Source organism: Bradyrhizobium sp. WYCCWR 12699, from assembly GCF_032144035.1.
Lineage (GTDB): Bacteria > Pseudomonadota > Alphaproteobacteria > Rhizobiales > Xanthobacteraceae > Bradyrhizobium.
Genome location: NZ_JAVTJN010000005.1, coordinates 398,918 through 411,963, shown reverse-complemented (window position 1 = coordinate 411,963; position 13,046 = coordinate 398,918). Strand labels below are relative to the sequence as shown.

The window sequence follows — 13,046 nt, the reverse complement described above, 5'->3', positions numbered from 1 at the left end:
TTGGGCAGGTCAGCGCGATGGGCTCCCGTGACGACTTTTCCATGAGTGACTCCCGTTCATGAGCGGGAGCACAGCCGGGTCTCTCAGCCACCGGAAGCCCAAGGCAGAGCCGGTGATGATGACAGAACGACCGCAAGGCCAGTTTGTTGCAAAATCATCGATCGGTTGTGAGACGGCGGCACTGTCCCGCATTTTTCCACCTCCACAGCAAATCGATCTTGCGTCGCGCGCGCAATGCGCAGCTAGTAATGATCTCAGGTGCGACCTGAAGTCCCATTTCTCGGGAGGGCGCAACATGCGGAACTATGTCGTCAACGAAAACATCCGTTGCTATCGGAAGCTTATCGCCATGAGCGCCGATGACCCGCATCGTGACGAAGCTCGACACCGTATGTTGCTCCAGCTTCTCGCCGAAGAAGAAGCCAAGCATATGAAGCCGGATGATTGGCCGAACAAATGATCCGAACAGATGCGGGGGCGCTTCTCTATCGTCCGATTGACCAGCTGAAGCTCTTGGATCAGAACGTTGCGCTCGCACGCGGCCGCCGCTCAGCCACACACGATATTTGAACCCAACCTTTCAGCTGTTCGTTTTCGAAGAGCAATTCTGCTTGAGCGCTTGATTGATTGCCCATTCGGCGGCGAGAATTGCCCCGACACGATCGCAAGAAGTGCCAGTTTTCGGCGGACGTGCTTCTCGCTCAAACGACCATCTCCAGCCCGAAGGGTTGGCTGCTTGGACGATTGTGTATTCTATACCCCGATATTGCATGAGGTAGCCTTCATGTCGTTTTCGGCGGACGCAATTCGCCCTTGGTCCAAGCTTGAAAATCTGGGACCTGCATTGGATCGATGTCGTCGCACTTGATACACCGAAACTTCCGACCGCCTGTCTTGACGATCACGAAGTGCATCGGCTTACCGCATTTCGGGCAGATCGGGCGGTGAGAGTTTTTTGGCATAACTACTCCCGCTGAGAGCGGCGCGAGTCTTCTGCTCACAGTCATCGGTAGCTGCCTGAAATAGGCCGATGATGGAACCACGCTAGTCTCTCATTGTGACATCTGCATCAAGAAAGAACGGAACTACGTATTGTTACGTAGCCACCCATTTTAGTGCACTCGCAATCGCAACTCCGCTGTTAGCCCCGGACCGACCCACCTTCCGAAGTTCGGAACGGTGCAGCTCGTTGAAGCAGCGGCAGACACCCGAGCGCCAATGGCGGCTTACGAGACAGTCGCTCACCCGTCTCGCCGCTACGCGGCGAGCCACCCTCTGCAAAGGGAGAGAGGGCGCCACAATGCAGTCTGATAACTTCAGCTCAACCAGAATTTCGGCGTTGCCGGCTCCAGCCTTCCACCGACACGCACCGGCGCAATCTTCAGCGCGAGGCCCGTGGCGTCATCCGTCTCCACCGCGACGCCGCTCAGCGTCGCTGCGCCCGCGGCCGGCTCGAAGCGGCCTGACGGGATTCCCGAGGTGAACCTGCGCAGCGGCTCTTCCTTCTGCATGCCGATGATGGAATCGTAGTCGCCGGTCATGCCGGCATCGGTCATGTAGGCGGTGCCGCCCGTGAGGATCTGGTGGTCGGCGGTCGGGACATGGGTGTGCGTGCCGACGACGAGGCTGGCGCGGCCGTCGCAGAAGAAGCCGATACCCTGCTTCTCGCTCGACGCCTCGCAATGGAAATCGACGACGATGGCATCCGCGGCAACGCCGAGCGGGCAGGCCCCGAGCTCGCGCTCCAATGCTGCGAAGGGATCATCGAACGGGGTCATGAAGACGCGGCCCAAAGCGTTGACGACGAGCGCGTGCTTGCCGTTCTTGGTCTCGACCAGGGCCGCTCCGCGGCCGGGCGTGCCGCGCGGATAGTTGGCGGGACGCACCAGGCGCTCGGCGCGCTCGATGAACACGAGCGCCTCGCGCTGGTCCCAGGAATGGTTGCCGAGCGTCACCGCGTCGGCGCCCGCGTCGAGAAACTCCTGATAGATCGCTTCCGTGATGCCGAAGCCGCCGGCGGAATTCTCGCCGTTGACGACGACGAAATCGAGCGACCAGTCCTTGACCATGCCGGGCAGATATTCGGCGATGGCGTTGCGCCCCGCTCGGCCGACGACATCACCCACGAAGAGAATGCGCAACTTCAGAACTCCGGAAATCGAACACGTCCGATTCCGTTAGCACATAATCCAGCGCGACGTCGTGCGATAGTGCCGGAACCGCCTTGATCTCCTGCGCTGCAAAAGCAAGTCCGATGCCGACGATCTGCTTGGCTTTGCGCAAATGCGCGAAGGTGAAATCGTAATGCCCGGCGCCATAGCCGATGCGATGGCCGAGGCGATCGAATGCCGCGAGCGGCGTCAGCATGACATCCGGAATGACTTCAGCGGCCGCCGGCGACGGTTCGGGAATGCCGAGCGGGCCGAGCATCAGACGATCGTTCGGATGGAAGATGCGGAAGACCAGGGCCTGGCCGCGCGCGGTGACGCAAGGCAGCGCCAGCTTGGCGCCCTGCTCCGCAAGCGCCTTCATCAGCGGCATCGGATCGATCTCGCTGCGGATCGGCGAATAGCCGGACACGATGCTGTCGGGCAGAAGCTTGAACGGCAGCCCACGCTTGGCGAGCTTTGCGGCGGCGGCGCTGCGCTTCTTCTCGCTCAAGGCGTCGCGCGCCGCGAGGGCTTTGGCACGGAGTTCGGCTTTCGTGTTGGGCATGCGCGTTTTCCCCCGAAGGCGAAGTCTTGCTCCGCCGTCATCACCCGCGACGCGGACGATCCGATATTCCAGAGACGCCAGTGCTAGACCTCGACGCGGCGGCGTACTCGATGCCCCCGGTCCCACGTGCGCAATTGCGCACTAGGGGGGCATGACACCGAGATTGGACCGCAAGCGTGTCGGGGACGCAATTCGACAGGCACGAACCAGAAGGAAGAAACAGTGCGAAGCCGCGTACGCCGTTGAAGCACTCGATCCCGGAGTTCCCTACGAAAGTAGGTGGGCACCATATGTCCGGGCCCACGGGCCCGGCCAGGGACAGTTCCCTAAAGGATCGATAAGGCCCCGGGGATATATGGCTCCTGACGCGCGTCGCAGCCTCGCAGGGCCAATGTAACAACGATACTGACGAATCGCCAGCCCGGCGAGAGAGCATGCTTCGGCGTAATGAAGCGGGCTGCGAGCCACGGCGGAAGTCCGCTCCCCGCCTGCGGGGGAGGGTTGGGGAGAGGGTGTCTCCACATCGGGACAATCCCCCAGAGGATCCGGGGCGATGACTCAGCGAAGCTTTCGCGGCCCGTTACCCAATCGCGATCCCGTTGCCGACGGTGCGGTTCAGGACCTGGGTCGACTTCTCGATGCGTTCGGCGGCGGCGTTCAGGGCGTTCACCACCGCAGTCTGCGTCATCCTGGCGCGCTCGACGGCGGCATTGCGGAAATCGCGCAGCTCGGTCAGCTCCTGCTCCATGCTGCGGACACGGTTGCCGACGTCGACCAACTCGTCGCAGACGGTCAGCGCCGCCATCACGGTGAGCCTGGCATCACCGATCTCGCCGAACTTTCCGCGCAGCGACTGGATCCGCGTCTCCAGGCTCTCGGCGAGCTTGAGCAGCCGCACCTCCTGGCCCTCCTCGCAGGCCATGCGATATTGCCGGCCATTGATGGTGACGTTGATGTGGCTCATCCGTCCTCTCCGGTATCGAGCACCGAGCGTATCGTGACGATCGCGGAATCCAGCCGGTCGGAGATCTCGCGATTGGTGCGCTCGAGCTTGCGCGCCTTCACCAGCGCGCCGTCGAGCTCGTCGGCAAGCCGCGAGCGGTCCGCGCCCAGCGCCTGGATCCGCGCCGCGAGCTCGTTCTCGTCGCGATCGGCGTCGCGCCGGCGCTCCACCGCGCTTTCGAGCGCGTCGAGCGCCGCCATCAGCCTGCGGGTCGCGATCTCGATCTCGACCGCGGAGGACTCCGTCATGGCGGCACTGTTGGACACGCGATCGTTCATGCAGTCAGCGGTGGAACCTGGCGGCCTTTGCCCAGTGGCCTTTTCCTGGAGCTTGCCGCCCGGCAAAAGACTCGGTTCGGCAAGCGGTTAGAAGCAGAAATTTACAAAGCAAGCTAGCCCAGCGCAACGCCGCCGCGAAACTATGCACCGATCAATCGGGACGGAGGCCGTCCCGATCCGTCAGTTCCTCCCTCGCAGGCACCTGACGGAAAAGCGATCTCCACAGAGGCAACTTTTGCGGCCGAATCAGCGTTTGACTGCCTTGGACTCCCGGAACCGAGGTGCTATCCCAGCCCCGACCTTCAGTGGCCGCCAGGCTCCTCCCGCGCGGGCGTACATCGCCTCCAAGCGCCTCATTTCAGACGGATTTCAGACATGACGCAGGTCGATCACTCCCGTATGGCCAACGCGATCCGCGGGCTTTCGATGGACGCCGTCGAGAAGGCGAAATCGGGTCATCCCGGCCTGCCGATGGGTGCCGCCGACATCGCCACCGTGCTGTTCACGCAGTTCCTGAAATTCGACGCCGCCGCGCCCGCCTGGCCGGACCGCGACCGTTTCGTGCTCTCGGCCGGCCACGGTTCGATGCTGCTCTATTCGCTGCTGTATTTGACCGGCAATTCCGAGATGACGCTGGACCAGATCAAGCAATTCCGCCAGGTCGACTCGCTCACCCCCGGGCATCCCGAGAATTTCCGCACCAAGGGCATCGAGACCACGACCGGTCCGCTCGGCCAGGGCATCTCGACCGCGGTCGGCATGGCGCTCGCCGAGAAGATGCTCGCCGCCGAGTTCGGCAAGAAGATCGTCGATCACCACACCTATGTGCTCGCCTCCGACGGCGACCTGATGGAAGGCGTGTCGCAGGAAGCGATCGCGATGGCCGGCCACTGGAAGCTCAACAAGCTGATCGTGCTCTACGACGACAACGGCATCTCGATCGACGGGCCGACCTCGATCGCCGATTCCGTCGACCAGGTGAAGCGCTTCAAGTCGGCCGGCTGGGCGGCCGAGAAGATCGACGGCCATGACCAGGCGGCGATTGCCGATGCGATCACGCGCGCGAAGAAATCCAACAAGCCGACGCTGATCGCCTGCCGCACCACCATCGGCTTCGGCGCGCCGCACAAGGCCGGCACCTCGAAGGTGCATGGCGAAGCGTTAGGGGCCGACGAGCTCAAGGCCGCCAAGGAAAATCTCGGCATCTCGCTCGAGCCGTTCACGGTCGCCGAGGACGTGCTGAAGGCGTGGCGCGCAGCCGGCAGCCGCGGCGCGGCGGCGCGGCAGGAATGGGAAGCACGGCTCGGCGAGCTCGGCAGCCGCAAGCGCGCCGAGTTCGAGCGCCGCCTGCGTCACGAGCGTCCCGCTTCGCTCGCAAAGGCGGTGCGCGCCTACAAGAAGGAGCTGCTGGAAAAGCCGATGACTGCGGCGACCCGCAAGTCCTCGGAAGCGGTGATCGAGGTGATCGCCGGCGCGATGCCGATGGAATTTTTGGCGGGCTCGGCCGACCTCACCGGCTCCAACAACAACAAAGCGAAGTCGGCGACCGCCTTCTCCGCCAAGACGCCGAAGGGCCGCTTCATCCATTACGGCATCCGCGAGCACGGCATGGCCGCCGCGATGAACGGCATTTTCCTGCACGGCGGCTTCGCGCCGAACGGCGCGACCTTCCTGGTGTTCACCGACTACGCACGACCCGCGATGCGCCTTGCCGCTCTGATGGGCTCCGGCGTCGTGTACGTCATGACCCACGACTCGATCGGGCTCGGCGAAGACGGTCCGACCCATCAGCCGGTCGAGCATCTCGCCGCGTTGCGCGCCATTCCGAACATGCGCGTGTTCCGTCCGTGCGATGCCATGGAGGTCGCCGAGTGCTGGGAGCTCGCGCTCAATCGCGTGGACGGTCCGACCGTGCTGGCGCTGACGCGGCAGAACCTGCCGCAGCTGCGCACCACCGCGCCGAACGACAACCCTTGCGCAGCCGGCGCCTACGAGCTGGTCGCAGCCGAGGGCGAAGCCAAGGCGACGCTGTTCGCCTCCGGCTCCGAGGTCGAGATCGCGGTCGCCGCCCAGAAGCAGCTCGCGGAACGCGGCATCGCCTCGCGCGTTGTTTCCGTTCCGTCGCTCGAGCTGTTGTTAGCGCAACCAGAGGCCAAGCGCGCCGCCATCATCGGAAATGCGCCGGTGAAGGTCGCGATCGAGGCTGCCGTGCGTTGGGGCTGGGATGCCGTGATCGGCCAGGATGGCGAATTCGTCGGCATGCATTCCTTCGGCGAAAGCGGCCCGGCCAAGGAGCTTTACAAGCACTTCGGTATTACCGCCGAGGCTGCGGTTAACGCTGTGCTGAAACGCGTTTCCTGAGTTGAGCTTGCCGTAAAAAAGGACTACGTAATCTCTCATATGATCAAGCACCGCCCGGCCGAACCGGGCGCCCGCCCCTAAAAAACCCTCGCAGGCGCGCATAGCGCGTTGTGCGGGATGACAACGGTCATTGAAGGAGACGAAACATGGCAGTCCGCGTTGGAATTAACGGTTTTGGCCGCATCGGCCGCAACATCCTGCGGGCTATCGCCGAGTCCGGCCGCAAGGACATCGAGGTCGTCGGCATCAACGACCTCGGCCCGGTCGAGACCAACGCTCATCTGCTCCGTTTCGACAGCGTCCACGGCCGCTTCCCCGGCACCGTCACCGTCGATGGCGACTCGATCAATCTCGGCGGCGGCAAGATCAAGGTGACCGCCGAGCGCGATCCCTCGAAGCTGCCCTGGAAAGATCTCGGCGTCGACATCGCGATGGAATGCACCGGCATCTTTACCTCGAAGGACAAGGCCTCCGCGCATCTCACCGCCGGCGCCAAGCGCGTGCTGGTCTCCGCGCCCGCCGACGGCGCCGACGCCACCATCGTCTACGGCGTCAACCATGAGACGCTGACCAAGGATCATCTGGTCATCTCCAACGGAAGCTGCACCACCAACTGCCTGGCGCCGGTCGCCAAGGTGCTGAACGACCTCGTCGGCATCGAGACCGGCTTCATGACCACGATCCACGCCTATACCGGCGACCAGCCGACGCTCGACACGATGCACAAGGATCTCTACCGCGGCCGCGCGGCGGCGATGTCGATGATCCCGACCTCGACGGGTGCTGCGAAGGCGATCGGCCTCGTGCTGCCCGAGCTGAAGGGCAAGCTCGACGGCGTCGCGATCCGCGTGCCGACCCCGAACGTCTCGGTGGTCGACCTCAAGATCGTCGCCAAGCGCGCCACCGACGCCAAAGAGATCAACGCGGCGATGAAGCGCGCCAGCGAGCAGCAGCTCAAGGGCATCCTCGGCTACACCACCGCGCCGAACGTCTCGATCGACTTCAACCACGACCCGCACTCCTCGACCTTCCACGAGGACCAGACCAAGGTGCAGAACGGCACGCTGGTGCGCGTGATGTCCTGGTACGACAACGAGTGGGGCTTCTCGAACCGCATGGCGGACACCGCCGCTGCGATCGCGAAGGTGATCTGAACCAGGTCTCGTGTCCCGGGCGCGGTGCAGCGCCTAAGCGCTGCTCCGCAGAACCGGGACCCATTCAACCGCGGGACTTGCTGTGATGTGGGTCCCGGTTCTGCAGCGCATCGCTTCGCGCTGCGCAGCGCCCGGGACAAGAGAGATGACCAACAAATTCCGCACCCTCGACGACGTCGAATTGAAGGGCAAGCGCGTGTTGCTGCGCGTCGATCTCAACGTGCCCATGGACAATGGCCGCGTCAGCGACACCACCCGGCTCGACCGCGTCGCACCGACCATCACCGAAATCTCGGACAAGGGCGGCAAGGTCATCCTGCTCGCGCATTTCGGCCGGCCGAAGGGACGCGACGCCAAGGACTCGCTCAAGCCCGTGGCTGAAGCGCTTGCGAAGGTCGTGAAGAAGCCCGTCGCCTTCGCCGAGGATTGCATCGGCGAGCCCGCGGCCAAGGCGGTCGCAGGCTTGAAGGACGGCGACATTCTCTGTCTCGAAAACACCCGCTTCCACAAGGAGGAGGAAAAGAACGATCCCGCCTTCGTGGCGGAACTGGCAAAGCTCGGCGACATCTGGGTCAACGACGCATTCTCGGCGGCGCACCGCGCCCACGCCACGACCGAAGGCCTCGGCCACAAGCTGCCGGCCTATGCCGGCCGCACCATGCAGGCCGAGCTCGACGCGCTGGAGAAGGCGCTGGGCTCGCCGACCAAGCCCGTCATTGCCATCATCGGCGGCGCAAAGGTTTCGACCAAGATCGACCTCCTGGAAAATCTCGTGAGCAAGGTCGATGCGCTGGTGATCGGCGGCGGCATGGCCAACACCTTCCTGCACGCCCAGGGCGTTGCGGTCGGCAAGTCGCTGGCCGAGAAGGATCTCAGCGCCACCGCGCTGCGCATCATGGAGAAGGCGGAAGCCGCCAACTGCGCGATCATCCTCCCTGTGGACGCCACGGTTGCCTATCACTTCGCCGCCAACGCGCCCTCGCATGCCTATGGGCTCGACGCGATCCCGGCCGACGGCATGATCCTCGACGTCGGCCCGCAGTCAATCGCCCGCGTCCACGCCGCGATCGACGACGCAGCGACGCTGGTCTGGAACGGACCGCTGGGCGCATTCGAGATGCAGCCCTTCGATCGCGGCACGGTCGCGGCCGCCAAGCACGCTGCCGAGCGCACCAAGGCCAAGAAGCTGATCTCGATCGCGGGCGGCGGCGACACCGTCGCGGCGCTCAACCAGGCCCATGTGGCCGGTGACTTCACCTATGTCTCGACCGCCGGTGGCGCGTTCCTCGAGTGGATGGAAGGCAAGCCATTGCCCGGCGTCGAGGTGCTGCGCGTCAAGTAAATTCAAGTCGGCAAACATCGCGGCCTTGCAAGGCCCCAACGGGAGAACAAGACAGATGGCTCGGATCACGTTACGTCAACTGCTCGACCACGCGGCGGAGAACGATTACGGCGTACCGGCCTTCAACATCAACAATATGGAGCAGGCGCTGGCGATCATGGACGCGGCCAACCAGGTCGACGCGCCCGTCATCATCCAGGCCTCGCGCGGTGCGCGCTCCTACGCCAACGACATCATGCTCAAGCACATGATGGACGCGGTCACCGAAATCTATCCGCACATCCCGGTCTGCGTGCATCTCGACCACGGCAACGAGGCCGCGACCTGCATGACCGCGATCCAGGCCGGCTTCACCTCCGTCATGATGGACGGCTCGCTGAAGGCCGACGGCAAGACCCCCGGCGACTGGGCCTACAATGTCGGCGTCACCAAGACCGTGACCGACATGGCCCATCTCGGCGGCATCTCGGTGGAAGGCGAGCTCGGCGTGCTCGGCTCGCTGGAAACCGGCATGGGCGACAAGGAAGACGGCCACGGCGCAGAAGGCAAGCTCAGCCACGACCAGCTCCTGACCAATCCGGACGAGGCCGTGAAGTTCGTCCAGGAGACCAAGGTCGACGCGCTCGCGATCGCGATGGGGACGTCTCACGGCGCCTACAAGTTCACCCGCAAGCCCGACGGCGACATCCTCGCCATGAACGTGATCGAGGAGATCCACCGCAAGCTGCCAAACATGCATCTCGTCATGCACGGCTCCTCGTCGGTGCCGCAGGACCTGCAGGAGATCATCAACGCCAACGGCGGCAAGATGAAGCCGACCTGGGGCGTGCCGGTGGCCGAGATCCAGCGCGGCATCAAGAACGGCGTGCGCAAGATCAACATCGACACCGACAACCGCATGGCGATGACCGGCCAAATCCGCAAGGTGCTGAAGGACAGCCCGGAAGAGTTCGATCCGCGCAAGTACTTGAAGCCGGCCATGGAAGCCATGACCAAGCTGTGCAAGCAGCGCTTGCAGGAGTTCAACACCGCAGGCCAGGCCTCCAAGATCAAGCGCGTCCTGACCACCGCCGAGATGGCCAAGCGCTACGCCAAGGGCGAGCTGGATCCGAAGGTGGCGTAAGCGACGTAAGGGCAGGCACCGTCATTCCGGGGCGCGCGCAGCGCGAGCCCGGAATCCATGGTGCCACCGTCGACGCGGATCAATGGATTTCCGGGCTCGCGCCTAGGGGCGCGCCCCGGAATGACCGGCCTCCCCCCCTTTACCCTGCGACGAACGATAGCTCGGCAATTGCCCGAGAACGGTCTATTTTCACGGGCAAGGGCAGAGTCGTTTTGGGAGGACCTCTCGATGAATCTGACTGAGCTCAACAAGGTGGCGACCGCCATGGTCGCGCAGGGCAAGGGCATCCTCGCCGCCGACGAATCCTCCGGCACCATCAAGAAACGCTTTGACGCAATCGGCGTGGAGTCCACGGAAGAGAACCGCCGCGACTATCGCGAGATGCTGTTCCGCTCCAAGGACGCCATGAGCCAGTACATCTCGGGCGTGATCCTCTATGACGAGACGATCTGGCAGGACGCGAAGGACGGCACGCCGCTGGTGAAGCTGATCGAGCAGAGCGGCGCCATTCCCGGCATCAAGGTCGACGAAGGCACGCAGGCTTTGCCGATGTGCGCGGGCGAAACAGTCACCGTCGGGCTCGACAGGCTCGCCGAACGCTTAAAGAAATATTACGAACGCGGCGCGCGCTTCGCCAAATGGCGCGCGGTGATCGACATCGGCAGCGGTATTCCCTCGATGACCGCGATCAGCGTCAACGCCCACGCGCTGGCGCGCTATGCCGCACTGTGCCAGGCCGCGCAGATCGTGCCGATCGTGGAGCCGGAGGTGCTGATGGACGGCGACCACGACATCGACCGCTGCTATGAGGTGACGAGCCGCGTGCTGAACAAGACGTTCCAGGAATTGCGCGTGCAGCGCGTCGCGCTCGAAGGCATGGTGCTGAAGCCCAACATGGCGATCTCAGGCAAGAAATGCGCGAAGCAGGCGCCCGTCGAGGAGGTCGCGGAGAAGACCGTCCGCCTGCTCAAGGCCTGCGTGCCCGCGGCCGTGCCCGGCATCGCCTTCCTCTCCGGCGGCCAATCGGACGAAGAGGCGACGGCGCATCTCAACGCCATGCACAAGCTCGGCCCGCTGCCCTGGGGCCTGACCTTCTCCTACGGCCGCGCGCTGCAGGCCGCGCCGCAGAAGGCCTGGTCCGGGAGGCCTGAGAACGTCGCGGCCGGACAGCGCGCCTTCAGCCATCGCGCGCGGATGAACGGCCTCGCCTCCAAGGGCGAATGGCAAAGTAGCCTGGAACAGAAGGCAGCCTAGATCTTGTCGAACAAACCGCCTCCGCCGCGCCCGGCGCCTCGCCTTTATCTTGCGACGCCCGTCGTCGATGATCCCGCTGCGCTTCTCGGCGAGCTGCCGGCCCTGCTTGCCGCCGCCGACGTCGCGGCCGTGCTGCTGCGGCTGAAGGAGACCGACCAGCGTACCATGATCTCGCGCGTCAAGGCCTTCGCGCCGCCGGTGCAGAAGGCGGGCGCCGCGCTGCTGGTCGAGGGCCATGCCGAGCTGGTCGCGCGCGGCGGCGCCGACGGTGCGCACCTGCCCGGCATCGCCGCGCTGAAAGAGGCGCTGCCATCGCTCAAGCCCGATCGCATCGCCGGTGTCGGCGGGCTGACGACGCGGCACCATTCCATGGAGGCGGGCGAGATCGGCGCAGATTACGTGCTGTTCGGCGAGCCCGATGCGAAGGGACAGCGTCCGTCGGCGCAAGCGATCGCGGAACGGCTGGACTGGTGGGCCGAGCTGTTCGAGCCGCCCTGCGTCGGCTTTGCGATGTCGCTGGAAGAAGCCCACGAATTTGCGCTCAGCGGCGCCGATTTCGTGCTGGTCGGCGACTTCATCTGGTCCGATCCGCGCGGGCCCAAAGCGGCGCTGATCGAGGTCGACGCCGCGATCAAGAAGGCGCACGCGACGGCGATAGCCAGCCCAGATCCTGCGGGCAGCGAGCACGGCTAGCGCCCGACATGAAACTCCCCTGCATCACCATGCTGGCGACGCTGCTGCTCACGGTACCGGCGGCCGCGCAGCTCCAGATCACCCCGCCGGCGACAATCCCCAGTCCGCCCGCGGAGAAGCAGAAGCCCAAGCCGCCCCCGCCCGCCAAGAAGAAGGAGGCTGCGCCGGCGCCGAAACCTTCGGCCTCGCCCAAGCCCGCCCCGTCCTCCAAGCCGACGCCGACCCCGACCGTGATCCCGGCGCCGCCGACCGACAATTCCAGCGCCGATCTGGTGTACGGCGCCTATCAGCGCGGCCAGTACAAGACCGCGTTCGACCTCGCCACCGCCCGCGCGCAAGGCGGCGATCCCAAGGCGATGACCATGCTCGGCGAGCTCTATTCCAACGCCATGGGCATTCGCCGCGACTACGCCAAGGCGGCCGAATGGTACAAGCGCGCCGCGGACGCCGGCGACCGCGAGGCGATGTTCGCGCTCGCCATGCTGCGCATTTCAGGCCGCGGCGGCTCGGTCGACAAGAACGAGGCGGTCAAGCTGATGGCGTCCGCCGCCAAGCTCGGCGAGCCCAAGGCGGCCTATAACCTCGCGCTGCTCTATCTGGACGGCCAAACCCTGCCCCAGGACGTCAGGCGTTCAGCCGAGCTGCTGCGCCAGGCCGCCGATGCCGGCCTGCCCGAGGCGCAATACGCGCTCGCGACCTTCTACAAGGAAGGCACGGGCGTGCCGAAGGATCCGGAACGCGCGGTGCGGCTGCTGCAGGCCGCCTCGCTCGCCGACAATGTCGACGCCGAGGTGGAATATGCCATCGCCATGTTCAACGGCACCGGCACTCCGAAGAACCAGCCGGCTGCCGTCGCCCTGCTCCGCAAGGCCTCCCGCCAAGGCAGCGCGATCGCGCAGAACCGGCTGGCCTGGGTGCTGATCAACGGCGTCGGCACGCCCATGGACAAGGTCGAAGGCTTCAAATGGCACCTGGTGGCCAAGACCGCCGGCAAGGGCGACCCGGAGCTCGACAAGCAATTCTCCGACCTGCCGGCCGAGGAGCGGGCCAAGGCGGAGGCCGCCGCCAAAAAATGGCTGGGGAGCAAATGACTTGACCTTCAGCCCCTCGCAGGGCACCCAAT

Annotated in this window: 12 protein-coding genes and 1 other RNA gene; 8 read left to right on the top strand and 5 right to left on the bottom strand. The window is 64.8% G+C overall.

Going from position 1 to position 13,046, the window contains the following annotated elements:
• Positions 1–115: 115 nt before the first annotated feature.
• On the top strand, positions 116–460 hold the full coding sequence (locus RPS27_RS06640) for a hypothetical protein (protein WP_212067910.1): 345 nt from the start codon (positions 116–118) through the stop codon (positions 458–460).
• An 856-nt stretch (positions 461–1,316) separates the two neighbouring features.
• Here RPS27_RS06640 and RPS27_RS06635 read toward each other — a convergent pair.
• From RPS27_RS06635 to RPS27_RS06615, 5 genes are all read right to left on the bottom strand, one after another.
• Positions 1,317–2,141 (bottom strand): TIGR00282 family metallophosphoesterase, encoded by an 825-nt coding sequence (locus RPS27_RS06635; RefSeq protein WP_211415916.1) that lies wholly within the window; start codon positions 2,139–2,141, stop codon positions 1,317–1,319.
• Positions 2,119–2,715 carry a 5-formyltetrahydrofolate cyclo-ligase gene (locus tag RPS27_RS06630; RefSeq protein ID WP_211415915.1) on the bottom strand — a complete coding sequence of 199 codons (597 nt, stop codon included), beginning with the start codon at positions 2,713–2,715 and terminating at the stop codon, positions 2,119–2,121. The genes RPS27_RS06635 and RPS27_RS06630 overlap by 23 nt, the downstream gene beginning before the upstream one ends.
• Positions 2,716–2,938: 223 nt before the next feature.
• A non-coding RNA gene (ssrS, locus tag RPS27_RS06625) (6S RNA) lies at positions 2,939–3,099 on the bottom strand.
• 196 nt (positions 3,100–3,295) lie between these two features.
• Entirely contained in the window at positions 3,296–3,679 is a 384-nt protein-coding gene (locus RPS27_RS06620; RefSeq protein ID WP_194404398.1) for a cell division protein ZapA, read from the bottom strand.
• Positions 3,676–3,996, bottom strand: coding sequence for a DUF4164 domain-containing protein (locus tag RPS27_RS06615; protein WP_018318703.1), 321 nt, complete (start codon positions 3,994–3,996; stop codon positions 3,676–3,678). Before RPS27_RS06615 ends, RPS27_RS06620 begins: the two co-directional genes overlap by 4 nt.
• Before the next feature lie 375 nt (positions 3,997–4,371).
• On the opposite strand from RPS27_RS06615, the gene tkt reads away from it, so the two are divergent.
• The 7 genes from tkt to RPS27_RS06580 all read left to right on the top strand — a co-directional run bounded on the left by tkt (position 4,372) and on the right by RPS27_RS06580 (position 13,014).
• Entirely contained in the window at positions 4,372–6,357 is a 1,986-nt protein-coding gene (gene tkt, locus RPS27_RS06610; RefSeq protein ID WP_212067909.1) for a transketolase, read from the top strand.
• 146 nt (positions 6,358–6,503) lie between these two features.
• Complete coding sequence (gap, locus tag RPS27_RS06605; protein WP_194404400.1) at positions 6,504–7,511, top strand: type I glyceraldehyde-3-phosphate dehydrogenase; 1,008 nt, start codon at positions 6,504–6,506, stop codon at positions 7,509–7,511.
• A 145-nt stretch (positions 7,512–7,656) separates the two neighbouring features.
• The gene (locus RPS27_RS06600; RefSeq protein WP_194404401.1) at positions 7,657–8,853 is read left to right on the top strand and encodes a phosphoglycerate kinase; all 1,197 of its coding nucleotides are present in this window, start codon (positions 7,657–7,659) and stop codon (positions 8,851–8,853) included.
• A 55-nt stretch (positions 8,854–8,908) separates the two neighbouring features.
• Complete coding sequence (gene fba, locus RPS27_RS06595) at positions 8,909–9,976, top strand: class II fructose-bisphosphate aldolase (RefSeq protein ID WP_211415912.1); 1,068 nt, start codon at positions 8,909–8,911, stop codon at positions 9,974–9,976.
• A gap of 228 nt (positions 9,977–10,204) precedes the next feature.
• Complete coding sequence (locus RPS27_RS06590) at positions 10,205–11,230, top strand: class I fructose-bisphosphate aldolase (RefSeq protein WP_212067907.1); 1,026 nt, start codon at positions 10,205–10,207, stop codon at positions 11,228–11,230.
• 3 nt (positions 11,231–11,233) lie between these two features.
• Positions 11,234–11,923: a thiamine phosphate synthase gene (locus RPS27_RS06585; protein ID WP_212067906.1), complete on the top strand. Its 690-nt coding sequence runs from the start codon at positions 11,234–11,236 to the stop codon at positions 11,921–11,923.
• A gap of 8 nt (positions 11,924–11,931) precedes the next feature.
• Complete coding sequence (locus RPS27_RS06580) at positions 11,932–13,014, top strand: tetratricopeptide repeat protein (RefSeq protein WP_212067905.1); 1,083 nt, start codon at positions 11,932–11,934, stop codon at positions 13,012–13,014.
• Positions 13,015–13,046 lie beyond the last annotated feature (32 nt).

Bases quoted from the DNA above. Each gene is read 5' to 3' on its own strand.
- RPS27_RS06640 (WP_212067910.1), top strand. From the start codon at position 116: ATGATGACAGAACGACCGCAAGGCCAGTTTGTTGCAAAATCATCGATC.
- RPS27_RS06630 (WP_211415915.1), bottom strand. From the start codon at position 2,715: ATGCCCAACACGAAAGCCGAACTCCGTGCCAAAGCCCTCGCGGCGCGC.
- RPS27_RS06620 (WP_194404398.1), bottom strand. From the start codon at position 3,679: ATGAGCCACATCAACGTCACCATCAATGGCCGGCAATATCGCATGGCC.
- RPS27_RS06615 (WP_018318703.1), bottom strand. From the start codon at position 3,996: ATGAACGATCGCGTGTCCAACAGTGCCGCCATGACGGAGTCCTCCGCG.
- tkt (WP_212067909.1), top strand. From the start codon at position 4,372: ATGACGCAGGTCGATCACTCCCGTATGGCCAACGCGATCCGCGGGCTT.
- gap (WP_194404400.1), top strand. From the start codon at position 6,504: ATGGCAGTCCGCGTTGGAATTAACGGTTTTGGCCGCATCGGCCGCAAC.
- RPS27_RS06600 (WP_194404401.1), top strand. From the start codon at position 7,657: ATGACCAACAAATTCCGCACCCTCGACGACGTCGAATTGAAGGGCAAG.
- fba (WP_211415912.1), top strand. From the start codon at position 8,909: ATGGCTCGGATCACGTTACGTCAACTGCTCGACCACGCGGCGGAGAAC.
- RPS27_RS06590 (WP_212067907.1), top strand. From the start codon at position 10,205: ATGAATCTGACTGAGCTCAACAAGGTGGCGACCGCCATGGTCGCGCAG.
- RPS27_RS06580 (WP_212067905.1), top strand. From the start codon at position 11,932: ATGAAACTCCCCTGCATCACCATGCTGGCGACGCTGCTGCTCACGGTA.